The following is a 24,342-nucleotide window of genomic DNA, read 5'->3' on the forward strand; positions in this document are numbered from 1 at the left end:
ACTGTACCTTTTTAAATGTCAGTTGATATCTTATTATAACGGAAAGCGCTTTATCAATCCATGTTCGAGAGGAGAGTTTTGTATGTATATTCCCGCTCCATTTCAGCTGAGTGAAGCTGAAGCGTGCAATGTCATCAAAGAGTATGGTTTCGCAGCATTGTTTTCAACGGCGGAAGGCATGCCGTATGCAACCCACCTGCCATTGATGATGAGTAAGAATAACGAATGCTTATACGGTCATTTTGCATTGCCGAACCCCCAATGGAAAGAGATTGATGGCCAAAACGTGTTAGCCGTTTTTCAAGGGCCTCATTGTTATATCTCACCTAAATGGTATGAGACGAATCAGGCTGTACCCACTTGGAATTATGTGGCGGTTCATGTTTACGGAGAGGCGGAGCTTTTGGATGAGGAAGAAACCGTGCAGTCGATGAGTGATCTCGTATTGAAATACGAAAGCCCCGACAGCCCGTACAAATTAGAGGATGTCGATGCGAAATTGCTGGCAGGCATGAACAAAGGGGTAAAAGGCTTTAAAATCAAAATCAGCAAAATAGAGGGGAAAGCAAAGCTGAGTCAAAATCATTCAGCTGCAAGACAAGGGCTGGTCGTACAACAGCTCAAACAGATTCCTCATACAAATGAACAGCTCATTTCCGGCTTGATGGAAGAAAACATCAAACGGATCACTGCGAACAACTGACAAGCATGTTAAAAACATACCGGCAGCATGCGCAGGTTATGAAGCTTTTCTCAGGATGAATAACGACTCAAACAGCACATAAATCAATGGCGCCATTAAAATGAAGAAAGAATGAAAAATAGCATACGGTATGAGTAAGTAAACGATAAGTTTCAATAGAATGGTAGACGGTTTATTGAATGTCCAGCGGTTCTTCAAGATATCAGTCATACAAGCTAAAACAAGGCCGACCGTCAAATATCCGGCTGCGATGTAAAGATAAATAAAAAGGTAAAACGGGTAAGAAGACAACGGCGGTGTGTCTTCCTGTGTCAATTTTAAACCCACATAAAAGACCAATAAAAAGCAAACGGACGAAACGAGAGCTAACAAAAGGTGTTTATATAAATACTTCTTCATGTGTTTCACCTGCCTATGGCGCAATTATTTCTTAACATATTATGACATGGTTTTACCGTTTCTGCTATGTGAGCGGGGCGTAAAGAATCAATATCATCTTTTTATGAATCCGGATTTTTTGTTCGGATGGATGTAAAGAAGAATACATCAAAAAAAGCTGTCAGCTTGGTTCTGACGGCTTATTTTTGGTGAATGGCTTATTTCTCCGTGGTGAAATAAAGCAATGCGATGACCGGAAAAGCGATTCCAATCCATAATGTGATACTCCACCCGCCTGAGGCGTATGCCCATCCTCCGATTGATGATCCTACAGCGCCGCCCAGAAAGAAGATGGCCATAAATAATCCGTTTAATCGGCTGCGAAATTCAGGTGCCAACGAAAAAATAGCACGCTGACTGAGTACCAGATTGGCAGATACACCCATATCCAACAGGATAGCTGCGGCCACCAGAACTGCTATGCCGACGTGGGAGCTGCTTTGAATCATGAGCGGGAGTAATAAAGAAACGATGACAGCACCGAGAGCGATTCCGGTGGCAAGCCGGGTCAGGCCGCGATCAGCCAGACGGCCGCCTATCGGTGCAGCCGCTGCACCTGCAATGCCCGCTAATGCGTACAGCGCGATTGCCTTTTGAGAAAAATGAAAAGCAGGACCGGACAATAATAAAGGTACAGTCGTCCAGAACAGGCTGAAAGCGCCAAATACAAACGCATGATAAATGGCACGGCGGCGTAAGACCGGAGTCGTGCGCAGCAGCTTCCACATTGAGCCGAGTAAGACGGTATAGCTTGTGTTTGCTGTTGGTTTTCTGACAGGAAGCACTTTTGATAAGACGATTGCCAGGACAACACTTAACGCGGCGGATAAAGCAAATATGGCATTCCACCCCCATATATCAGCGACCAGACTGGATATCGGACGGGAAAGCATAATACCGAGCAGCAGGCCGCTCATGACATTGCCGACAACCCGGCCGCGTGCGGCGTCCGGTGCAAGGTATGATGCGAACGGAACTAGCACTTGGGCTGCGATGGATCCCAGTCCGATGAAAAACGCAGCGGCTAAAAACAGTGTTCCATGCTTCGCAAATGCTGTCAGTGTCAAAGCGGCTGCGCTTAGAAGGAGCGATACAACGACAAGTTTTTTGTTTTCGATAATGTCTCCCAAAGGGACGAGAAACAGTAAGCCGGCAACGTATCCGATTTGAGTCAGTGTGACAATCAGTCCGGCGCTGCTTGGAGAAAGCCCGATTGCCGCACTAATGATTCCTGCCAAGGGCTGTGCATAATAAAGATTAGCGACAATGATTCCGCATGCAGTTGCGAGTAGAAGGGTTAAACCAGCTGAAATTCCCTGATCTGCTGTCTGTTTGTTTTCTTTAGCCATATGAATGAACTCCTTTTTAAGTGGTTTTTATGATGCTTGATAAATGATTTGCTGATTCATCTCCTTTACGCAGAGGCTTTAGGAGTCTGCATTTCATCATGACTTCCCTCAGGTTACTTTGTAAACTAAACGTTTAGTTTTATTATAAACAAATAATATACTAAACGTTCAGTTTTGTAAATGGGTTTCTGTTTTCTTTTTTTATACAGGTTAAGTATACTGAACGTATCGTTTATAATTCGGGAAGGAATGATTCATGTGCAGAGTAAACGAGGACGGCCGCGCGATGAAGGAACACATAAGGCGATTCTTTCTGCAGCCTATGATCTATTGTTGGAAAATGGCTTTGACGCGGTGACAGTCGATAAAATTGCTGAGCGTGCCAAAGTAAGTAAGGCAACGATTTATAAATGGTGGTCAAACAAGGCTGCCGTTATCATGGACAGCTTTCTTTCGACCGCTACGGACAGACTGCCTGTGCCCGATACAGGATCAACAGTGCAAGATATATTGACCCACGCCACGAATTTAGCAAGGTTTTTGACGAGCCGGGAAGGAACCGTTATTAAGGAATTAATCGGTGCGGGGCAACTGGATGCAAAATTGGCGGAAGAATATCGCACGCGATTTTTCCAGCCCCGCCGCCTCCAAGCGAAAGGCCTTCTGGAAAAGGGAATTCAAAAAGGTGAATTAAGAGAGAATCTTGATATTGACGTAAGCATCGATCTCATTTACGGACCGATTTTCTATCGTCTGTTGATCACAGGTGATGAGGTGAATGATTCCTATGTGCATGATCTGGTGATGAGTGCGTTTAAGGGAGTTCAGCCTGCCTGAAAAATACCCGGATCATGTGAAAGAGATACAGACTTCTGCTCCCTATGGGCGGAATGTAATGAAAAGGCCGAACAAGTTCATTGTTCGGCCTTTTCTGATTGATTTGCGAACCGCCGGGCGGCCGCCACGCAAGCGATAACGCCGGCATTCACCGCCGCAAGTTCCCATCCTGCTTTTTCATGGAGAATCATGGCGGCCAGTAACAGTCCGAAGAAAGGCTGCAGAAGCTGCAGCTGTCCGACCGCGGCGATGCCTCCCTGGGCGAGTCCGCGATACCAGAATACGAAGCCGATCAGCATGCTGAATATTGAGACATATGCAAGACTGAGCAGTGCGGGCGCGCCGATGTTTGACCATGAGTCCGGCATGAAGCAGAAAGACAGGATGAACATAAGGGGAAGCGATAAAACGAGTGCCCAAGAGATCACCTGCCAGTTGCCAAGCCGCCGGGAGAGGCGGGCGCCTTCAGCATAACCGAGACCGCACACGATAATCGAAGCGATCATGTACGTATCACCGAGCGGAGAGGATTCTCCTCCTTGCAGCAGAGCATATCCGGCTACGAGGATGCTGCCGGCAGCCGAGAAAATCCAAAAGACCGGCCTGGGCCGTTCGCCTCCTCGCAGTACGCCGAAGATCGCCGTCGCAAGCGGGAGAAGCCCGATGTAGACAATGGCATGAGCGGATGTGACATGCTGAAGCGCTAAGGCTGTAAGCAGCGGGAAACCGATCACGACGCCGAGCGCTACTGTTATTAGTGAAATGATGTCGCTTTTGGCAGGGCGTTTCTCCTGAAAAATGAGGAGCAGAGCGCCTGCCAATATACCGGCTATCGCGGCGCGGCATACGGTGAGAAATACCGGGTCAAAGTCCGCTACAGCCAAGCGGGTCGCAGGAAGCGAGCCGCTGAAAATGAGCACGCCGATAAATCCGTTAATCCAGCCGTTTGCGGCTTTCTTCATTCCAATCACTCCAATATATATTTCTAAACCCATTTTCAAAGTTTATAATGACTATAAACTGAAATTGGCCTTATACAAATGGCCAGTTTTTATAAAAAGAAGAATGCCAGTTTGGAGGGAGCAAAAATGGATATCACGCCATTTTTAAATAGAGATCTGGATATTCCGCTTTATCAGCAGCTTTATCGGCATTTTAAGGAAAATATGCATCAGGGCCGTCTTCCTAAAGGACTGAAGCTTCCTTCAAAAAGGCTTTTGTCAAGTCAGCTTTCCATCAGTCAGACGACTGTGGAGCGGGCCTATGAACAGCTTGCCGCCGAAGGCTATATTGTCAGTAAGCCGAGAAGCGGATGGTTTGCCGATTATGACTCGGACGCCGTCTATGTGAAAAAGCCGGGCGCTTCGCCTGTTCAAACAAAGGCGAAGGAAGACTGCCAATGGATTGATTTTCACTACGGCACTGTGGATGCCGCTCATTTTCCCTTTTCGGCATGGCGCAAAAGCATGGTTGCAAGCTTAGATCAATACGGGCATGAGCTGTATCGGCCCGGGGATGATTTGGGCGAGCTTGAATTGAGAACGCTCATTTCGGAGTACTTATATCAGTCGCGCGGCGTGAATTGTCTTCCTGAACAAGTGATAGTCGGCGCCGGGAACCCTGCTCTTTTGCAAATGCTGTGCAAAATATTTGAAGTAAATCTATCCATCGGATATGAAGATCCGGGTTATCCGAGAGCGAGGGAGATTTTTAAAGTCAATCACATGAAGATCATTCCGATACCCGTCGATGATGAAGGAGTCTGTATCCGGAAGCTGAATGAAGAGCGGCCGCGTCTTGTATATGTCACGCCTTCTCATCAATTTACGTTAGGAACGATTATGCCGGTAAACAGAAGGATTCAGCTGCTGAAATGGGCGGAGGAACATCAATCGTTCATTATAGAAGATGATTATGACGGAGAATTCAGATACAACGGCCAGCCGATCCCATCATTGCAGGGGCTTGATCAGCATCACCGTGTCATTTATATGGGAACGTTTTCCCAATCTCTGCTTCCTTCGCTGCGCATCAGCTATATGATTCTTCCTTTGCCGCTTATCGAAAAAGGCAGGGAAATCGCTTCTTTATATAAACAGACCGTCTCCTGCCACAGTCAGCTGACGCTGGCTCAATTTATCAAAAGCGGAGAGTGGCAGAAACATATTAACAGAATGAGAAAGCTGTACCGGAAAAAAAGAGCGGTATTATTAGAGGCCGTGCGGCGCGAGCTGGGACAATACGTCAGGATTCGCGGAGAAAATTCCGGGCTGCGGATTTTACTTGACGTTCATCTGCCTTTCAGCGAAAAAGAGCTGATTGAAAAGGCGGAGGAACAAGGCGTCAAAATCTATCCCGTGTCTCTTACCTATCAAAAACAGGTCCCTGAAAAAACAGTTTCTCTCGGTTTCGCGGGGGTTTCTGAAACCGATATACAAGAAGGCATAAAAAAACTGAGAGCCGCCTGGGCGCTGTAAAAGGCAGCTCACAGTTTGAAATACTGAAGCTTGAGTCAGGGGTGCAGTCTCAGCAGCAAAACGATTTATAGGACGGGCAGGCGGAGCGCAGTATCAATATTTTGCAAATTGAGTCGGACTTGTTCATTTGTGTTCCACGGGTGATACCAGCCTTTTTCCATCATATAGCGTGAGATTTGCTCGTGCATGTCAAGGGCTTCTTCTAAGTGCCGGGTGAGGATCGCTTTCACTTCAGGCGTTCCGGCTTCCGTCGCCGCCATCGCATAGTTTCTGACACCGCTTTTTGCCGAATTCAATAAATCCATTGCGACAATTTGGTCTGTCAGTGCATTCATTCCCGTCAAGTATTCAATAATCGGATTCATTCGTCATTCATCTCCTCATTCATGCTGTGCATCAGATAAAATTGAGGCAAATTCCTGCAATTGCCTTGTTGATGTATCCGCATCCTGCTGCATGATTTCTTTCAGCTGCGGATCGGATACGAGCGCTTTCATGGTTTTGGACTTCGTCAGACAAAGTGACTTAAAAGAAGCCATTTCCTGAATTTCAAGTAATTCATGTAAGGCGCTGGTCATTTCTGTAGCCTCCGTTCTCTAAGGTTTGAGTACAACTTTTATGCAATCATCTGTTTTCGTGTCAAACATCTCATAGCCGTGCTTCGCTTCGCTGAGCGGAATGACATGGCTTACAACATCGCCCGGATCAATTTTGCCGGTTGACACCAGTTCAAACATATACGGCATATAGTGGATGACGGGAGCTTGTCCTGATCGGATATTGACGTTTCGCTGCATGATATCGCCAAGGGGAAACCCGTTGTATCTGCCGCCGTACACGCCCGTAATCTGGATCGTTCCGCCTTTTCGCACCGCTTGGGACGCGATGACCAATGCGCTCATCGCCCCGCCCTGAAGTTTTAATCCGCTGGCGAGGAACTCAAGGTCTGTCATTTTCCCGTCCATGCCGACGGCGTCAATGACAACGTCGGCGCCGCCTTTGGTGATTTCCTTCAGGTAGCTGCCCGTATTTTCGTGGTCTTCGAAGTTCACGATTTCCACTTTATTCGTCCGTTTCGCATGCTGGAGACGGTAGTTGACATAGTCTACGGCTATTACGCGTTTCGCTCCCTTTAACCAGCAGAATTTTTGAGCGAAAAGGCCCACGGGCCCGCAGCCGAGAACGATAACTGTATCGCCTTCTTTTACGCCGGCATTGTCAACGCTCCAAAAGCCGGTTGTCATCGCATCGGAAATAACACTCAGTTTCTCATCCGGTTCTTCACATGTTTCGGGGACTTTAAAATGAGTAAAGTTCGCAAAAGGGACGCGTAAATATTCGGCCTGGCCGCCCGGATAGCCGCCGGCATTTCCTGAATAGCCGAAATAAGCGCCTATATCGCCGTTCTCATTTGATTGATCACATTGGCTTTCCAGGTGATTTTTACAATAAACGCATTCTCCGCAGGCGATATTAAAAGGAATAATGACGCGGTCGCCTTTTTTGACTTTCGTCACGCCGGGACCGGTTTCTTCCACGATGCCCATCGGTTCATGCCCGATGATGTAGTCTTCCTGCAAGTTCGGGATGAGTCCGTGGATTAAATGTAAATCTGATCCGCAAATTGCCGTACTTGTGACTTTTATAATCATGTCATCGTGTTTTTCAATCTTCGGATCAGGCACGTCTTTGACAACGACGTTTTTCACTCCTTGATACGTTACGGCCTTCATGCTGTAATACCTCCAGTGTTAGTGTTCATCAGGTGTGCGGTCAAACATCCCTTTTCTGTTCGTTTCAACGGGAAACAGATTCATATTTCCGACCATGAGGGTATTTTTCGCAGAGAGCTGATCCAATTTATACTGTTCGCTCAGATCATGCGGGTGAAACCACTTTTTGCTGACCATCAAGTCTGTTATCTCCTGATGCATCGTGATTCCCTGCATGAGCTGTTTGCGCAGCAAAGCTCTTACATCAGGTGAAGCGGTTTCTGTTAAAGCGACGGCGGTATTTCTGACGCCTTCTTTGGCGCGTATGAGAAAATCCATTGCGAATGTCATATCCGCAAGTTCAGGGACATGTAATGAATTGATCGGATCTAAATGGTCATGATTCAATGATGCTTACCTTCCTTTCAATTGATGATCGAAGTCGGCCGGTTTTGAGGAACGGGGGCCTGAAACGTTGCCCGTTCATAAACCGCCTGCAGATCAGCAAGGTCTTGAGAGGCTTGCTGAACGTCTTTTTCCATTAACGTTTTCAGATCCTGATCAAACACAAGCCCTTGCATGAGCTTGGATTTCGCGACACAAAGCGTCTTGAAGTTAATGATTTCATGTAAGTCCAGCGACTCGTGAGCCGCTAATTCACGCTTATCCATAATCGTCTGAAACCTCCCTTGTAGAAATACGTAGTTAATTTCCCCTGAGAAAAGAGGTCTAGTCTTACAAATTTTGTTTATCAGAAAAAGCGGAGAGTCAAAAAAAGAGGAGGCACAATCGCTTCCTCTTGTTCACATGGAACGGCTGTTGGTGTCATGAACATTTTTCTGATGCGCGGGCGGTTTTGCCGCGCGGGAGACGAGACCGCTGAAACCCGGGAAAGGTCATAAAAAAGATATGAACAAAAAAGCAGCTTGCGAACAATCCCGCAGGCTGTTTTTTCTTTCACCCGTCATGCAGGAAAGAAGGGGAAGGTGAGAAGCAGGCACTTATGGTATGATGACAAATAGAATAAAACCTCGTGAGGCCGGTCGGCTAAAAGGAAGTGGACAGAGATTGTTTCGTACAAAACATCAAGAAGACTACGTCTCCCGTGACAGACGTTCATTGCATATGCTTGCGCTTCGGGTGCCCGGTCTGGCGTTTATTTTAATGGTATATGCCGCATCAGTCTCTTTGCAGTACATTTATGAAAGCTGGACGGTTTTTTTGCTGCTGTTATTCACGATATTGATCGTCATTTTTACCGTGCTGCACTGGCATTCCCATCGCTGGGTGAAGAAAAAAACGTTTCTTTATTTCATCATACAGGGATTTATCATATATACATCGGCTAACTTGATGACCGGGGGCTATATCGCGGTTGTCGTCGGTCTCTATGCCTTTTTAATCGGGCAGATTATCGGAATGGCGGATAAGGGAAAAACGCTGCTCATACTCTATCTTTTCATTTTAATGTCCATAACAGCCCTGCACCAGGAGCATCCGCATCATCTGCTGCGTTTCATCGTTATCGCCGCTCCCATCATGATCGTGATTATCACGTATGCGGCCACATTTTTCGCGCAAGTTGATGAAAAAATAAAAACACAGATGACGCTTGAAAAATTAGAGCTCGCTCACCGGCAAGTGAAACAGCTGACGCTTCAGAATGAAAGACAGCGGATGGCGAGAGACTTGCACGATACGCTTGCGCAGGGATTGGTCAGCTTGCATATGCAGCTTGAAGCGGTGCATGTTCATCTTTCAAAAGACAACACTGACAGAGCGAAAGACATCATCCGCCAGTCAATGGACAGAGTGAAAGGCACATTGGCTGATGCGCGCTCGGCCATTGACAACCTTCGCAGCACATCAGAAAAGATCGGGTTCTTAAAAGAAAGCATCACTGAACAAATCAACCATTTTACAGAAGCCTCCGGGCTGTCTTGTTTTTTAGATTACAGCGTGCATCATGTGCTTGACGTTCATACGGCGGAGAATTGCCATTACATGATCGGAGAAGGCCTGACAAACGCCGCCAAGCATGCAGAAGCAAAGAATGTCTGGGTATCCGTTCAAGAAGAAAAGGGACAGATCCGCATAACCGTCAAAGATGACGGGAAAGGTTTTGATGCCGGGACAAAAATGAGAAAAAGCGGACATTACGGGCTGCTTGGGATACAAGAACGCGTCAATATGATGAACGGCACTTTCCGTATAACAAGCGCCAGATCAGCGGGAACTCAAATTGAGATCATCATACCAATTCAAGGAGAGGCGGAACATGTATAAAGTGTTAATAGCAGATGACCATCTTGTCGTCAGAGAAGGTCTGAAGCTTTTGATAGAAACAAATGACCATTACACCATAACGGGAGAAGCGGAAAACGGGAAAACCGCCGTCCGCCTCGCAAAGGAATTAAAGCCAGATGTCATTCTCATGGATCTGTACATGCCGGAAATGAGCGGGCTGGAAGCCATTAAACAGATAAAAGAGCATTCTGATGTGCCGATCATTATTTTGACGACCTATAATGAAGATCATCTGATGATAGAAGGCATTGAATCAGGCGCGAACGGTTATCTGCTGAAAGATACAAGCTCAGAAACCTTATTTCATACGATGGATGCGGCGGTCAGGGGAGAAGTGCTTCTGCAGCCGGACATCTTGCGGCGTTTCCGGGAAATGAAAATGGAACGGGCAAATGCCAATGAAACACAGCTGACGGACAAGGAAATCATAGTTCTAGAAGCCGTTGCGCAAGGACATAAAAGCAAAGCGATCGCCTTCGATTTAGGAATCTCAGAGCGGACGGTAAAAGCGAGATTAACATCGATTTATAACAAATTAGGCGCTGATTCGCGGACGGAAGCCGTCACTATTGCCATGCAAAAAGGCATTCTGAAACTGAATATATAATGAAAAACTGCCCAAACGTACATGCCCCTATGTACGTTTTTTTTATGTGAATGTGAACTACAATTAGGCAGAAAGTAATGATTGGAGAGGAGTATTCGATGTCTGGTTTTTTATATAAATTAGGGGGATGGTCTGCCCGCAACCGATTAAAAATGATCAGTGCGTGGCTCGTGATACTGATCGCTTCGATTGTGATCGCCATCTCGTTAAAACCTGCTTTTTCTGAGGATATGTCAATTCCCGACACACCTTCTGAAAAGGCGATGGATATCATTCAAAAAGAATTTTCAAAGGGTCCCGATAAAGGAAGTATACGGGTTATTTTCGGAGCTGAAGACGGGAAGAAATTGACGTCAAAACCGGAAAAACAAGCGATTGAAGAGACATTAAAGAAGATCAAAACAGATCATTCAGTCGCTTCGATTGCAAGTCCTTTTGAGACAGGAACCATTTCTAAAGACGGATCAGTGGCATATGCCGATATTACGTACAAAAAAGCGGCGGATGACATTACGGATGCGTCTGTTTCACATATTAAACACAGTCTGTCCGCCGCAGGAGACAAGGGTCTGCAGACGGAGCTCAGCGGCGATGTGCCGGGGGCCGGTGTTGAAATCGGCGGTGTATCTGAAATTGTCGGCGTTGTGCTGGCATTCGTTGTTCTGGCCATTACGTTTGGTTCATTAGTCATCGCGGGGCTTCCGATTGTCACCGCCCTGATTGGGTTAGGTGTAAGCGTCGCACTGACGTTAATTGGGACACAGTTCTTTACGATAGCCTCGGTCAGTCTCTCATTATCCGGAATGATCGGACTGGCCGTCGGAATTGATTATGCGCTGTTCATCTTTACGAAGCATCGTCAGTTTTTGGGCGAAGGTGTACAAAAAAATGAATCGATCGCGAAAGCCGCGGGAACGGCAGGCAGCGCCGTCGTTTTTGCGGGACTGACCGTGATCGTCGCGCTTTGCGGATTGACTGTTGTCGGCATTCCGTTCATGTCTGCCATGGGATTGACTGCGGCACTCAGTGTGCTGATGGCTGTATTGGCATCAGTAACGCTGGTGCCTGCGGTGTTGTCAATCGCAGGAAAACGAATGATTCCGAAATCATACAAGAAGAAAGAAAAGAAAAGCGCCGACACGAATGCCTGGGGGCGCTTCGTTACAAAGAAGCCTATTCTGTTAAGCATTTTCAGCATCATTCTTTTAGCCGTCATCAGTCTGCCGGCCATGCATTTAGAGCTGGGGCTGCCTGATGCGGGAATGAAAGCGAAAGACAGCCCGGATCGCCGCGCCTATGATCTGTTGTCTAAAGGATTCGGAGAAGGCTTTAACGGCAAGCTGACAATTGTTGCCGATGCAAAAGGGGTCAAGGGGAACAAAAGTGAAGCATTTCAAGACGCCGTGAAAGAAATGAAGGACTTGCACAATGTGGCGAGCGTCACACCGGCCATGCCGAACGAAAAAGGGGACTATGCCATTATTACGGCAGTGCCTGAAACCGGACCGAATGATAAGGCAACGAAAGAGTTAGTGCAGGATATACGGAAACTGTCAGACAAAAACGGCATCCGCCTGCTCGTCACCGGGTCAACCGCGGTGAACATTGATATTTCAGACCGGTTAAACGATGCGATTCCGGAATTCGCCATTCTCATTGTCGGGTTTGCGTTTGTATTGCTGACCGTTGTTTTCCGCTCGCTTCTCGTGCCGCTTGCCGCCGTCGTCGGCTTTTTGCTGACGATGACCGCTACACTCGGCTTATCGGTATTCGTCCTGCAGGATGGGAATTTCACCGGCTTGCTCAGCATTCCGGAAAAAGGCCCGATTCTCGCCTTCCTGCCTATTTTAGCAATCGGTATTCTTTTCGGGCTGGCGATGGACTATCAAGTATTCCTAGTCAGCAGAATGAGAGAAGAATATGTCAAAACAAAAAATCCGGTACAAGCCATTCATGCCGGATTGAAACATAGCGGACCTGTCGTAACAGCGGCGGGACTGATCATGATTTTTGTCTTTGCGGGATTCATCTTTGCGGGAGAAGCTACGATCAAATCCATGGGCTTGGCAATGACCTTCGGTGTTCTTTTTGATGCGTTCATTGTAAGAATGACCATTATTCCGAGTGCCATGAAGCTGATGGGACATGCGGCCTGGTACTTGCCGAAGTGGCTGGATAAAATCATTCCGAACGTGGATATCGAAGGCCATAAGCTGACACAAGGCAAAACACCGGAGAAACCGGAAGAATAAAATGAAAAAGCAGATCGTTATGATCTGCTTTTTTTATGTGCTGACCGCATCCATGAAAAGAGAAAAAAGCTTTTTCATGTCTTCATGTTTTTTTGTCAGCATTTCAGGATGCCATTGCACGCCGACGACAAATAATTCACCCGTCCGTTCAATCGCTTCAATGGCCCCGTCTTTCGCATAAGCCGCCACTTTAAACAAAGGCGCCGTCTCTTTTATGATCTGGTGATGGAATGAATTCACCCGCGCTGAATCACCAAACAAGGAATGAAGACGTGTCCCTTTTTCAAAAGAAACATGATGGGTTTTTAACGGCGGATCTTTTTCTTGATCATGCTTAATGTCAGCAAACGAAGCGTGTGTCAGGTCTTGATATAAAGTTCCCCCGTAAGTGACGTTTAACATATGCATCCCCCGGCAGATGGCCAGAATCGGCTTTTCTAAAGCAACCGCCGTGAGAATCAGCTCCTTCTCGTAGGCGTCTCGATCAGGAAAGGTCTTTCTTAAAGCCTGTAAAGGTTCTTCGCCGTAAAACAGCGGGTCTATATCCTGACCGCCGGACAGAATGATCCCGTCAACATGAGAGACCTGTTCCTTTAAAAGCGCCGTCTCTTGAATCACCGGCAATATAAACGGCACACCGCCGGCCTCAGAAACAGACTGAATATAATCATTATTGACATATGCCCTATTATAACCCGGGAAAGGGCCGGATTGATCAGCCATAATGTTTCCCGTAATTCCGATGCGTTTGGCCATTCTTCGCCCCCCTGAACCATGCTCATAATTAATCTGAACGTAGGTTGTACAAATCAGTTTGAAATTATTCTTCATGATACGTGAGCTTTCCAAAACAAAACCCGTGACAATCACGGGTTTTTACATTCATTTCAATTTCTTGATTTCTTCCGTCAGCTCTTTGAATTTTTGATCAAGCTCACGATATTGTTTATCAGCCGGAGTCATGAAGCTGAGTTTTCCGAGGACTTCCTGCCGTTCGGTCTCAAGCTTTAATCGCAGTTCTTCAGCATCGTCTCTGACGGAGGGAGATTCTTTCCATTGTTTTCGGACGCTGCCGTTTGAGATATCAAGCCGGATGTCCGTCGTCTTTTCGACAAAGTAACGATCATGAGATACGATGATGAGCGTTCCGTCGTATCGGGCCAAAGTGTCTTCAAGCTGCTCGCGTGACGGCAGATCAAGGTGGTTTGTCGGCTCATCCAGAATCAGCACATCTTTCTCCTCTAAAATAAACGCCATCAGTTTGCATTTGACCCGCTCTCCCATGCTCATCTTGCCGATGGGTTCCGTCCATTGCGCTGCGGTAAATCCTAAATGCTTCATGAGGGATTGGACATTTCCCCTAGCTTCGAACGTTTCTTTGTAAAAAAGCTGTTCGGGGGTTTTATCAAGCGGAAGGTCGAATACTTCCTGCGTTAAATATCCGACGTTTGCAGACGGAGAAATCCATATGCCGCCCTGCGCTTTTTCCTGACCGAGGATGACCTTCAATAATGTTGTTTTCCCGCTGCCGTTCGGGCCTGTAATCGCGATCTTTTCACCGTGCATCACAGTGAAATTCACGTTTTTGAAAAGCGTTCGTCCGTCATATGACTTTGTGACATCCCTTACTTCTAAAAAACGCTTTCCCGCTTTTTTGCGGTGCTCAATGGAAAAACGGACTTCATACTCCGCTTCAACCGGTTCTGCTTTCGCTTTTTCAAGCTCTTTTTCAAGACGCTTCTGCTTTGATTTAATCTGGGCGTCCGTGCGTTTTGCTTTTACGCGATGGTATTCTTTAAAGCCTTCTATTTTCGTTGATTGGGCGTGGGCTTTTTTTGACCAGGCGCTCAGCTCGTTCATTTGAGCTTCAATCCTTTTGACCATATTCTGCTGATTCTCATATTCGCGCTGCTGTGTCAGCCTTCTCTGTTTGCGGACCTCCATATAGCTTGAATAATTCCCTTTATGTTCAATGAGTTTCTTTCCTTCGATGGCCCAGATTTTTGTCGCCGCTGCATCTATAAAAGCACGATCATGCGAAACAAAAATAATGGTGCCTTTGTAATTCTTGATCTGATTTAGCAGTATTTCCAAACTGTGCTGATCGAGGTGGTTCGTCGGCTCATCTAATAACAAAAGGCTGCTTGAGGAGGAGAAACCTTTGGCAAGACGGGCTTTCAATTTTTCTCCGCCGCTTAATTGCGAAAAGGCGCGTGCGGGTACGTTCCACTTTTCTAACAAGGCTGCCTCCGCAGGCTCCGGATGGCCGGAATCATAAGCTTCTGTTTCTTGTTCCACCATATATATGTTCACATCTTGCATCATCTGGATCTGTCCTTGTGACGGCGCTTTTTGATTGCAGATCAATTGCAGCAATAACGATTTGCCGGCGCCGTTTTTACCGATAACGCCGATGATGTCACCTTGCTGAACGCTCGCGCTGATTTGTTCAAAAAGGGGAACGCTGTTGATTTCATAACTGATGCCGCTTATTTTTAACATTTCTTTCATATGTCAATCCCTCGCTTTAAAGGGAGGACCAAAAAAATCCTCCCAATTGATTTGGAAGGATTAGCCGTACCTGTGCATGATCAAATAAGCTATTTTTACATAGCTTTCGTATCGTATAGAAAATGGGCAGACTAATCCTATTTTTTCTGATTTGAAATATTTGATTTCAAACGGTCAAAATAAGATTAGTTAATCATTGTCCACCCATCATCCCTTCGTATTTGTTACAAACAGTGTAGCACACACTTATCTGTAAAAGCAAAGGGTATAAGCCTTTTTATTCCAGTTTGGAGACTTCCCATTCTTCTTCTAAAACGGCATAATAATATTCGTCCCACCATTCATTATCATGGGGGATGCATTTTTTAAAAAAGCCTTCCCGTCTCATCCCGATCTTTTCCATCACCCGGTGCGAAGCCATGTTTTCCGGCTGACATGTCGCAATGATCCGGTGTAATTTCATCTTGTTAAACCCGAATGCCAGCACGGCGCGCGCCGCCTCTGAAGCATATCCTTTGCCCTGGTATTCCGGGTGAAACACCCAGCCGATTTCATACGTATGATCGCCAAAATACTGAAAAAAAGCAATGTGGCCAATGACCGTTTTCTCATCCTTCAATAAAACGGGAAACTTCCCGGCATGTTCACCGCTGTTTTCAGTAACGAATTTCCTGGCATCTTCTTCGGTAAAGACACCCTCTGGTATATATTTCATGACATTCGGATTTGAGGTGTACGCATAGACATCCTGCCAATCTTCCGGTTCAAATGTCCGGATTACGAGCCTGTCAGTTTTGATATTCATTTTTTATGTTCCTCCATCAAAAAAGGTTTCATTTACTACTTCGATTGAAAGATGTAAAAACCTTTAAGCGGGGAAGAGCCGAATAAAAAAAGCCTGCAGCTATACACTGCAGGCGGTTATTTTTCATTTCCGGCGGCGGGCAGGTTTGTAAACCCGAATTGCCCTCCGACAGCTTCTTTTACTTCATGAATAACGATAAATGATTTCGGATCAATTTTTTGAACATGTTTTTTGATTTTCAGCAATTCGTTCTTTTTAATGACAACATAGATAATGCGCTTGTCTTTGCTGCCGTAATACCCGTATCCGTAAAAAATCGTCGCCGCGTTGCCGTACTCGGAGGTGATGGCTTTGGCGATTTCTTCGTATTGGTCAGACATAATGGTGAGAGCTTTTTTATTATGGAAACCCTCAATGACAATATCGACGATTTTGGCGCACAGATATACGAATATAAACGTATACAGCATATGATTGATACCGATCGCTAAAACGGATGCGAAAATGATGACACAATCCATATAAAACATGCTTTTGGAGATGTTAAAGCCCTTTGTGTAATTTAATAAATACGCCAACAGCGTGGTCCCGCCGGTAGATCCGTCAGCGATAAAGATCAATGCCAGCCCCGCTCCCATCAGCAGAGCGCCGAATACAATCCCGAGCACCATATCGTGCACGCCGAACGGAATAAAGCTGACGATGCTGAGAAAAACAGAAGTCATTCCCGTACCAAGTATCGTGTATAAAATCGTTTTTTTCGTTAAAAATTTATAAGCCAGCCCGATAAAAATCAAATTTACAACCAGAGTCGTAATACTTGCAGGTATATGGAAAAGATAATATAACACGAGAGCGATTCCCACGGTGCTGCCGTCCCCTAAATGATTCGGGATGACGAAAAATTCCACGGACGCCGCAATAAGAAAGGCTCCGGCCATAATCATCAGTATATCCTTGCAAATGTTCTTCATGTGCAAACCTCCTCCGCAGTCAAAAATATATAAAAAACAAAAACGCCTCAAAAATTATCCAGCAGAACTAAATAATTTTTAAGACGAATCATTCACAATCTCGTTTGTTCATTCAGTAAAGAATGATCAGCTTCAATATCGAAGATTATATAGACACCTTCACATCTTGTCAATGTCGTGAAAATTGATTTTTCTGCAGTGTATATGAGGTTTAAATCAAGTTAAAACGAGGAATTATATCAGAAGAGTTTTCATTTCTGCTCTATCAATAAGAGAAATGTAATGAGAGACAACGAAGAAGGGATGATGACATTGGAACGAATTTTTATCAGTCCGGCCAAATACGTGCAGGGAAAAAACGCCATTAAAACGATCGGCGGACATCTGGAGGGCGTTGGTGAAAAAGCCGTCGTCATCGCGGACAAAACCGTATGGGATATCGCGGGCCACAAGGTGACGGCTGAATTAAAGAAAAGCAATATCTCTTCTGAAGAGGCGGTTTTCAACGGCGAAGCCTCCCAGGAAGAAATGAAAAGAATTGCCGGCATCGCAGAAAAAGCAGGCGCGACTATTGTCATCGGAGTCGGCGGCGGTAAAACGCTTGATACGGCCAAAGCCGTATCAGATGAAATAAACGGCTATACCGTTATCGTGCCGACGGCCGCTTCAACGGATGCTCCGACAAGCGGGCTGTCTGTCGTGTATTCTGAACAAGGCGCGTTCGAAAACTATCGTTTCTATCATAAGAATCCTGACCTGGTTCTGGTCGATACGAAAATCGTCGCGGAAGCTCCGCCGCGCTTTTTAGCATCAGGGATTGCCGATGCAATGGCGACGTGGATAGAGGCGCGCAGTGTCATCGCCAATGGCGGTAAAACGATGGCAGGCGGAATTCCGACAATCGCCGGAGAGGCTATCGCGGAAAAATGTGAAGCGGTATTATTCAAATACGGCCATCTCGCTTATGAGTCTGTGAAAGCGAAAGCCGTTACGCCCGCATTGGAAGCGGTGGTTGAAGCCAATACACTTCTGAGCGGACTGGGATTTGAAAGTGGCGGCTTAGCTGCGGCACATGCCATTCATAACGGATTTACCGCGCTTGAAGGTGAAATCCATCACTTGACCCACGGTGAAAAAGTGGCATTCGGCACGCTCGTTCAATTGGCGCTGGAAAAACGTTCGCTTGAGGAAATTGAGCGGTATATCGCGTTTTATATCAGCTTGGGGCTGCCTGTCACACTTGAAGACATCAAATTGAAAGACGCATCTAAAGAGGACATTATGAAAGTGGCAGAAGCCGCGACGATTGAAGAAGAAACAATTCATGCCGCTTTTGACGTGACGGCTGACGACGTGGCGGATGCCATTATAGCGGCTGATCAATACGCAAAAGCATTTAAAGAAAAACACGCGTAAAACCTTTTACCGCGTGACCCGGACCCAAGGGCTGTTACAGCCCTTGGTTTTTTTTGCGCCCTTTGAAAACTTTTAAAAATAAAGAAAAAATTATGATACAATATACAAATGTTTTGAGAGATTGACAAAGGAAAGGTGGGAACGATATGCTGCATAATCCGACCGGTAAGGAGCGGCTTGCGCTGGCTTTTCTTCTCGGAATGCTTGCGATACTGGGGCCGCTCAATATAGATATGTATCTGCCGAGTTTCCCTGAAATCGCTGAAGATTTAAGCGCCCGCGCATCGCTTGTCCAGCTCAGTTTAACCGCTTGTCTGATCGGACTGACAATCGGACAGGTTGTTGTCGGCCCGTTAAGTGACGCGAAGGGAAGAAGAAAACCGTTATTACTATGTATTTTTTTATTTGCTTTGTTTTCTCTGTTTTGCGCGCTTGCACCGAACATTACTACATTAGTGATTGCCCGTTTTCTTCAAGGATTCACCGCTTCGGCAGGACTCGTTTTATCCCGTGCAATCGTCAGAGATGTGTTTACGGGAAGAGAGCTTTCTAAATTTTTCTCGCTGCTGATGGTCATTACCGCCGTCGCGCCGATGGTGGCGCCGATGACGGGAGGCGCGATATTACTGCTTCCGTTTGCATCATGGCATACGATTTTTCTCTTTTTAACTTTTATCGGGTTTTTGCTTGTTCTCATCATTGCGCTCAAGCTGACAGAAACCCTGCCGCCGGAAAAACGGATTCCGAGCTCCATCGGAAATTCCGTGCGGACAATGGGAAGCCTGCTGAAGGATCGGTCATTTATCGGCTATGCGCTGACGGTCGGTTTTATTCACGGCGGGAGCTTTGCGTATGTCTCCGGAACGCCTTTCGTGTATCAGGATATTTACGGAGTCTCGCCTCAGGTATTCAGTGTTTTATTCGGCATAAACGGTCTGGCGATCATTACCGGAAGCTTTATCATCGGGCGTTTCGGCGGGATCATTCACGAAAAAAGCCTGTTGAGAATCGGCGTGATTACAGCGATGACGGCGACTGCCGTTCTGCTCGTCATGACGATCATTCACGGACCGCTGGCGGCACTGGTGATTTCAATTTTTATTTATATGATTACGATCGGCATGACGCTGACAAGCACCTTTACATTGGCGATGGAAAAGCAGGGACACCGCGCGGGAAGCGCAAGCGCACTGCTCGGCATGCTTCCGCTTCTTCTCGGTTCCATCGTGTCGCCGCTTGTGGGGATGAATGAAGCGACGGCCGTCCCGATGGGGGCAATTATGTTCACGACATCCGTTATCGGTTCCATCGCTTTTTTCGCCTTAACAACAAAACCGGAGAAAGCAAAAAAGGAGTGAAATGATTCACTCCTTTTTTTGATGCCCGTTATTCATATTTCTTCAGCACGATCGCCGAATTATGCCCGCCAAAGCCGAATGAGTTGGAAAGGCCGATCGTTAACGATTGCTGGCGGGGCCCGTCTGCTACATAGTCCAAATCACATGCCGAATCAGGGTTTTGCAGATTGATTGTCGGGGGGATGATGCCGTGTCTCAAGCTCTCTGTCAAAGCGATGGCTTCAACGCCGCCTGCCGCGCCAAGCATGTGGCCGAGCATTGATTTGTTGGCCGTAACCGGAATATCATACGCAAGCTCCCCGAATAATGTCTTGATGGCCAATGTTTCAGAAAGATCTCCGGCTTTTGTGCTTGTCGCATGGGCGCTTACGACATCAATGTCTTCCGCTGAAACATTCGCCTTTTTCAAAGCGTTTTTCATCGCCAGGTATGCGCCCGTTCCTTCCGGATGGGAGGCCACCATATGATAGGCGTCAGAGCTCGCACCGTAGCCGAGCACCTCACAAAGGATCGGGGCATTTCTGCCGATTGCACTATCCAATGATTCCAATACTAAGATGCCCGCGCCTTCACTCATGACAAATCCATCACGATCCGCGTCAAACGGACGGCTTGCAGCGGCGGGGTCTTCGTTTCTCGCTGACAGCGCGTGGGCATTGCCGAAGCTGGCTAATGACAAATTCGTAATCGCCGCTTCCGCTCCCCCGGCAAACATGATATCTGCGTCATCATTCCGGATGGCGTTGAATGCTTCCCCGATCGACGTATTGCCGATGGAACACGCGGTGACGGGAGAAAGTGAGGGGCCGAGCGCGCCTAATCTGATGCTGATTTGAGCGGCGGCCGCATTTGAGATCATCATGGGGACAAGGCTTGGGCTCACTTTTCGCGCTCCCCGTTCATTTAAAGTATGAACGTTATCAATCAAAGTCGTGATGCCGCCGATTCCAGAGCCGACGTACACGCCGAGGCGTTCACGGTCAATCTGATCGAGCTGAATCCCGGAGCTTTCAAGCGCCTGTTCCGCTGCAGCTAAAGCAAACTGGCTGAAACGGTCAAGCCGTCTCGCTTCTTTTCTGCCCCATCTTTCTTCTGCGTCAAAATCACGGACGGTACCGGCTATTTTCGTCTTGGAGCCGGAGACATCAAACGAATCGATGAAAGAGATTCCCGATTTTCCTTCCGTCAGGTGTTTCCAAAATGTATGCACATCATTGCCGAGAGGTGAAATCACTCCCATTCCGGTGATCACAACTCTTTTCATGGTCATTCCTCCTTCGGTATGTATTTATTGTAACTCGCAATTATCCTATTACAAGTTGTTGATTATCCTAGTATAATAAATACCAGGGTAAGAGAGGAGAGATTCGGTATGATACCAGAAGGAAGATTGCAGGCGCTCTCAGAGTTTTTAAAAACGCAGCGGGCCAAAATTTCTCCGCAGATGGCCGGGCTGCCGATGGGCACACGGAGAAGAACGCCCGGACTCCGAAGAGAAGAGGTCGCGCAATTGGCCGGCGTAAGCACCACGTGGTATACGTGGCTGGAGCAGGGCAGAGACATTAAAGTGTCCGCAGCCGTATTGGACGCCGTTTCCGATGCGCTGCAGCTGAACAAAGATGAGAGAAATTATTTATACGCGCTTGCCATTGAGGAGGGCGTAAAGCAGCCGTTTGCCGCGGAGGAAGAAGCGGTTATCAGCCCGTCGCTTTCAAAAATCCTGCAGGAGCTCCGTTATTGTCCCACCATTATCTCGGACAGGCGGTGTCATATCGTAGGGTGGAACCAGGCTGCGGCGCACGTGTTTTTAGATTTTGAACAAATTCCTCCTGAAAAGCGGAATCTCATAGAGCTATTGTTTTCCAGAAAAGAATTAAGAAGTTTAGCCGTAAACTGGGAGCACTTTGTGAAAGGATTCATCGCCATTTTCAGAACGTATTACGGCCAGTATGTAGCTGATACGTGGTATTCTCAGTTTATAGAAGAAATGGAGAAAACGTATTCGGAATTTCATACGCTGTGGAATGAGAGCGAAGTCAGCTCGGCACCCGAAGTATTAATTGAGTTCCGCCACGCGAAGGCGGGAAAAATGGTCTTTAACCTGACTTCATTTCAGGTTCAGGGCAACAGTGATCTGCGCTGCAGTGTGTATACACCGGTAGATCATACCGAAACGGAAGCAAAGCTGAAAAAGCTCTTCGAAAACAGATGAAGAACAGAACAAAACGGGAGGCGGCCGCCTCCCGTTTCAGTTTAAAATAAAAGCATGAGACCGGCGATGGCCGGTGTTAAAAAGATGGCTGATTTCAGAATGACTTTCGGCACGAGGTTGGTGAATTTCGCTCCGACATATGCGCCGCACATCGTTCCGATCAGCACTTTGACCAACAGCATATAATCGACAAATCCTTCCGTCACATAACCGAGTCCTCCGCCGACCGCAAGCGGGATAATGACAAGCATGGTGGTGCCGACCGACTGGCGGATGGATAAGCGCAAAAGAATCATTAAGCCGATTTGGATGAAAGGGGCAGAGCCGATCCCGAACGTTCCGGACAAGATTCCTGCGATGACACCGAGTACAACGGCTTTCACCCATATGTTCAGATTGCTTTGCCGTCCGGAATCTTCTTGTGTTTCTTTTACAATAAATAACCGGACTAAAATAAGCAGAGCAGATAAAAACAGCATGCCCGCCGTCAAGTAATGCAGCAAATCTGCGGGGATAAGGGAAGTAAGCCTTGCCCCGAAAAACGAACCGAATGCCGCAAAAACGCCGACGATGAGACCGATCTTCATCTGAATATTGCCTTCACGGTAGTGGCTGAATGCCCCCGATAAACTTGTGAAAGCCATTCCGGCAAGGGAGGTGCCTAAAGCCGTATGAATCGGTACGTGAAACAGTATAGTTAAAAGTGCAATGACAAAACCGGCTCCCCCCGCGCCGATAAACCCGAGAATAATCCCGAGAAGAAACATAACGAGTATAATAAGCACAATCTTCTCCTCCATTTAGATGCCTGATCACCATGTTCCGCTCCGCTGTACCAGGTTTTAATAATCGACCGTAGTCCGTCGACCGTCGTCTAATATCTTTATGTTACCTCAAATTTAAGGTATTGACAAGAAGACGAATTGCTTTTATACAGAGGGTTTACAGCTCTTTCACCATCACTTTTTCATCATTGAAGTCCAGCTCTCCATTGAATGAAAAGCCGAATCTTTGATAAAGCCGCAATGCGTGCACATTATCTTCAAACAGGCTTAAATAAATCCGTCTGCAATCATATATTCGAACGAGATGGCGGATAAGGGCATCAAGCAACAGCTTGCCCAATCCTCGTCCCTGATAACGTTCATCAATAAAAAAACGGTCAAGCCATACTCTGCCGTTTTCATTTTCCTCATCATATTCCGGAAACCATCCGTACATGGCAAAGCCGACCAATTCCCCGTTAACATAAAGACCGGCCGGCTGATAATGCCGGCAATCCTCAGCATCTTGTAAGCACTCTTCCGCGGTTTCAATAAATGAAATCTGGCTTTCCCTTACATGAAGCGCCAGTATATCAGCACGGTTTTCTTCCGTGACTGTTCTGATTTCAATCGTCATACTTGATACTCCTCTTCCGCTTTTTTTGAGACGGTAAAGCTTTCATTACGTAAGCCATTTGTGAATCAGCCTTCTCAATGATCATCATAAAGGATATGGTTACCGTATAGTCAAGGAGGCATTATGAGCGAAGACGTCAGAAAATACTTCACAACGGGTGAATTTGCAAAACTGTGCCACGTAAAAAAACAAACCCTGTTCCATTATGACGAGATCGGCCTGCTTTTTTCTGATTTTCCGGCAGGATTCGCTCCGTCATACACAGAAAACAAGGAGCAGAAACGGATCATGGGCACCGGTACTCTCAAGGTGCAATACTCGGACCCTCAGGGTTTCGTCAATTAACATAACGGGCGGTGAAAAAATGGAGCCAAAATGGCTTGAATGGGCAAAACAGCTTCAATCCGCGGCGCAAGCGGGGTTGGCTTATTCCAAAGACATATATGATATTGAGAGATTTGAAGAAATAAGAAAAATAAGCGTGGATATCATGGCGCATCATACCGGCATCGATAAAAGGGTCATCAAAGACGTATTCGCCGGTGACACGGGCTATCCCACTCCGAAAGTTGATATCAGAGCGGCAGTTTTTAAAGATCAGAGCATATTAATGGTAAGAGAGAAAAGCGACGGCAGATGGGCGCTGCCGGGCGGATGGGCTGATATCGGGATTTCTCCGGGCGAGACCGCTGTCAAAGAAGTAAAAGAGGAGTCAGGAATCGACGTAAAGCCCGTTAAACTGTTAGCTGTAATGGATAAGAAATGCCATTCCCATCCGCCGTCCGCCGCCCACGTTTACAAAGTTTTTATCAAATGCGAGATCATCGGCGGCCGGATCAGGGAGGGAACAGAAACAAGCGCCGCCGGCTTTTTTGCGGAAACGGAACTGCCGCCGCTATCTGAAGCCCGCAATACAGAAAGTCAGATTGAAAAGATGTTTGCGTATCTCAAACATCCGGACGAACCCGTTTATTTTGATTAAG

At 46.7% G+C, this 24,342-nt stretch carries 25 protein-coding genes and 1 pseudogene; 11 read left to right on the forward strand and 15 right to left on the reverse strand.

Annotation, left to right across the window (positions count from 1 at the left end; genetic code table 11):
• Positions 1–82 precede the first annotated feature (82 nt).
• Positions 83–703 (forward strand): FMN-binding negative transcriptional regulator, encoded by a 621-nt coding sequence (locus NYE36_RS02860; RefSeq protein ID WP_199022387.1) that lies wholly within the window; start codon positions 83–85, stop codon positions 701–703.
• Positions 704–739: 36 nt separating this feature from the next.
• On the opposite strand, the gene NYE36_RS02865 is transcribed toward NYE36_RS02860, so the two are convergent.
• Positions 740–1,102: a hypothetical protein gene (locus tag NYE36_RS02865; protein ID WP_040238506.1), complete on the reverse strand. Its 363-nt coding sequence runs from the start codon at positions 1,100–1,102 to the stop codon at positions 740–742.
• A 197-nt stretch (positions 1,103–1,299) separates the two neighbouring features.
• A complete protein-coding gene (locus NYE36_RS02870; RefSeq protein WP_040238504.1) occupies positions 1,300–2,490 on the reverse strand; it encodes an MFS transporter in 1,191 nt (396 codons plus the stop codon).
• 258 nt (positions 2,491–2,748) lie between these two features.
• On the opposite strand from NYE36_RS02870, the gene NYE36_RS02875 reads away from it, so the two are divergent.
• On the forward strand, positions 2,749–3,327 hold the full coding sequence (locus NYE36_RS02875) for a TetR/AcrR family transcriptional regulator (protein WP_021495037.1): 579 nt from the start codon (positions 2,749–2,751) through the stop codon (positions 3,325–3,327).
• Between the two features lie 77 nt (positions 3,328–3,404).
• Here the strand turns inward: NYE36_RS02875 and NYE36_RS02880 are convergent, their stop codons facing one another.
• Positions 3,405–4,289, reverse strand: coding sequence for a DMT family transporter (locus NYE36_RS02880; protein WP_015416914.1), 885 nt, complete (start codon positions 4,287–4,289; stop codon positions 3,405–3,407).
• Positions 4,290–4,415: 126 nt separating this feature from the next.
• Between NYE36_RS02880 and NYE36_RS02885 the strand changes: the two genes are divergently transcribed.
• Positions 4,416–5,804 carry a PLP-dependent aminotransferase family protein gene (locus NYE36_RS02885; RefSeq protein ID WP_199022388.1) on the forward strand — a complete coding sequence of 463 codons (1,389 nt, stop codon included), beginning with the start codon at positions 4,416–4,418 and terminating at the stop codon, positions 5,802–5,804.
• Between the two features lie 65 nt (positions 5,805–5,869).
• Here the strand turns inward: NYE36_RS02885 and NYE36_RS02890 are convergent, their stop codons facing one another.
• Genes NYE36_RS02890 through NYE36_RS02910 form a run of 5 tightly spaced genes read right to left on the reverse strand, consistent with a single transcriptional unit; the run spans position 5,870 to position 8,187 of the window.
• Entirely contained in the window at positions 5,870–6,169 is a 300-nt protein-coding gene (locus tag NYE36_RS02890) for a spore coat protein (RefSeq protein WP_014417026.1), read from the reverse strand.
• Positions 6,170–6,184: 15 nt separating this feature from the next.
• Positions 6,185–6,382: a hypothetical protein gene (locus NYE36_RS02895; RefSeq protein ID WP_015416916.1), complete on the reverse strand. Its 198-nt coding sequence runs from the start codon at positions 6,380–6,382 to the stop codon at positions 6,185–6,187.
• 18 nt (positions 6,383–6,400) lie between these two features.
• Positions 6,401–7,537, reverse strand: a complete 1,137-nt coding sequence (locus NYE36_RS02900; protein ID WP_014417028.1) for a zinc-dependent alcohol dehydrogenase — start codon at positions 7,535–7,537, stop codon at positions 6,401–6,403.
• An 18-nt stretch (positions 7,538–7,555) separates the two neighbouring features.
• Positions 7,556–7,924: a spore coat protein gene (locus tag NYE36_RS02905; RefSeq protein ID WP_015416918.1), complete on the reverse strand. Its 369-nt coding sequence runs from the start codon at positions 7,922–7,924 to the stop codon at positions 7,556–7,558.
• Positions 7,925–7,941: 17 nt separating this feature from the next.
• On the reverse strand, positions 7,942–8,187 hold the full coding sequence (locus NYE36_RS02910) for a hypothetical protein (protein ID WP_015416919.1): 246 nt from the start codon (positions 8,185–8,187) through the stop codon (positions 7,942–7,944).
• 397 nt (positions 8,188–8,584) lie between these two features.
• Between NYE36_RS02910 and NYE36_RS02915 the strand changes: the two genes are divergently transcribed.
• From NYE36_RS02915 to NYE36_RS02925, 3 genes are all read left to right on the forward strand, one after another.
• A complete protein-coding gene (locus NYE36_RS02915; protein ID WP_040238494.1) occupies positions 8,585–9,802 on the forward strand; it encodes a sensor histidine kinase in 1,218 nt (405 codons plus the stop codon).
• Positions 9,795–10,430 (forward strand): response regulator transcription factor, encoded by a 636-nt coding sequence (locus NYE36_RS02920; protein WP_040238492.1) that lies wholly within the window; start codon positions 9,795–9,797, stop codon positions 10,428–10,430. The genes NYE36_RS02915 and NYE36_RS02920 overlap by 8 nt, the downstream gene beginning before the upstream one ends.
• Before the next feature lie 98 nt (positions 10,431–10,528).
• Complete coding sequence (locus NYE36_RS02925) at positions 10,529–12,682, forward strand: MMPL family transporter (RefSeq protein WP_061581823.1); 2,154 nt, start codon at positions 10,529–10,531, stop codon at positions 12,680–12,682.
• 33 nt (positions 12,683–12,715) lie between these two features.
• Here the strand turns inward: NYE36_RS02925 and NYE36_RS02930 are convergent, their stop codons facing one another.
• From NYE36_RS02930 to NYE36_RS02945, 4 genes are all read right to left on the reverse strand, one after another.
• Positions 12,716–13,438, reverse strand: coding sequence for a gamma-glutamyl-gamma-aminobutyrate hydrolase family protein (locus NYE36_RS02930; protein ID WP_015416922.1), 723 nt, complete (start codon positions 13,436–13,438; stop codon positions 12,716–12,718).
• A 126-nt stretch (positions 13,439–13,564) separates the two neighbouring features.
• Positions 13,565–15,193, reverse strand: a complete 1,629-nt coding sequence (gene abc-f, locus NYE36_RS02935; protein ID WP_040238486.1) for an ABC-F type ribosomal protection protein — start codon at positions 15,191–15,193, stop codon at positions 13,565–13,567.
• Positions 15,194–15,470: 277 nt separating this feature from the next.
• On the reverse strand, positions 15,471–15,998 hold the full coding sequence (locus NYE36_RS02940; RefSeq protein WP_265451429.1) for a GNAT family protein: 528 nt from the start codon (positions 15,996–15,998) through the stop codon (positions 15,471–15,473).
• A 116-nt stretch (positions 15,999–16,114) separates the two neighbouring features.
• Positions 16,115–16,972: a YitT family protein gene (locus NYE36_RS02945; protein WP_032866769.1), complete on the reverse strand. Its 858-nt coding sequence runs from the start codon at positions 16,970–16,972 to the stop codon at positions 16,115–16,117.
• 282 nt (positions 16,973–17,254) lie between these two features.
• Between NYE36_RS02945 and NYE36_RS02950 the strand changes: the two genes are divergently transcribed.
• Positions 17,255–18,388 (forward strand): glycerol dehydrogenase, encoded by a 1,134-nt coding sequence (locus NYE36_RS02950; protein WP_007609719.1) that lies wholly within the window; start codon positions 17,255–17,257, stop codon positions 18,386–18,388.
• Positions 18,389–18,534: 146 nt separating this feature from the next.
• Positions 18,535–19,746, forward strand: a complete 1,212-nt coding sequence (locus NYE36_RS02955; RefSeq protein ID WP_012116945.1) for a Bcr/CflA family efflux MFS transporter — start codon at positions 18,535–18,537, stop codon at positions 19,744–19,746.
• Positions 19,747–19,774: 28 nt separating this feature from the next.
• On the opposite strand, the gene fabF is transcribed toward NYE36_RS02955, so the two are convergent.
• Positions 19,775–21,010: a beta-ketoacyl-ACP synthase II gene (gene fabF / locus NYE36_RS02960; protein WP_033575020.1), complete on the reverse strand. Its 1,236-nt coding sequence runs from the start codon at positions 21,008–21,010 to the stop codon at positions 19,775–19,777.
• A gap of 108 nt (positions 21,011–21,118) precedes the next feature.
• Between fabF and NYE36_RS02965 the strand changes: the two genes are divergently transcribed.
• Complete coding sequence (locus NYE36_RS02965; RefSeq protein WP_007409314.1) at positions 21,119–21,958, forward strand: helix-turn-helix transcriptional regulator; 840 nt, start codon at positions 21,119–21,121, stop codon at positions 21,956–21,958.
• A gap of 41 nt (positions 21,959–21,999) precedes the next feature.
• Here the strand turns inward: NYE36_RS02965 and NYE36_RS02970 are convergent, their stop codons facing one another.
• Complete coding sequence (locus tag NYE36_RS02970; RefSeq protein ID WP_007409313.1) at positions 22,000–22,743, reverse strand: sulfite exporter TauE/SafE family protein; 744 nt, start codon at positions 22,741–22,743, stop codon at positions 22,000–22,002.
• Positions 22,744–22,900: 157 nt separating this feature from the next.
• Positions 22,901–23,359: a GNAT family N-acetyltransferase gene (locus tag NYE36_RS02975; RefSeq protein WP_094032163.1), complete on the reverse strand. Its 459-nt coding sequence runs from the start codon at positions 23,357–23,359 to the stop codon at positions 22,901–22,903.
• Between the two features lie 123 nt (positions 23,360–23,482).
• On the opposite strand from NYE36_RS02975, the pseudogene NYE36_RS02980 reads away from it, so the two are divergent.
• Together NYE36_RS02980 and NYE36_RS02985 are read left to right on the forward strand one after the other, a co-directional pair.
• Positions 23,483–23,581 (forward strand): annotated as a pseudogene (locus NYE36_RS02980) (MerR family DNA-binding transcriptional regulator); the annotation flags it as partial.
• Between the two features lie 142 nt (positions 23,582–23,723).
• Positions 23,724–24,341 carry an NUDIX hydrolase gene (locus NYE36_RS02985; RefSeq protein WP_053573704.1) on the forward strand — a complete coding sequence of 206 codons (618 nt, stop codon included), beginning with the start codon at positions 23,724–23,726 and terminating at the stop codon, positions 24,339–24,341.
• The last annotated feature ends 1 nt before the right edge of the window (position 24,342 follow it).

The organism is Bacillus sp. FSL R5-0593 (assembly GCF_038603755.1).
Classification (GTDB): domain Bacteria; phylum Bacillota; class Bacilli; order Bacillales; family Bacillaceae; genus Bacillus; species Bacillus velezensis.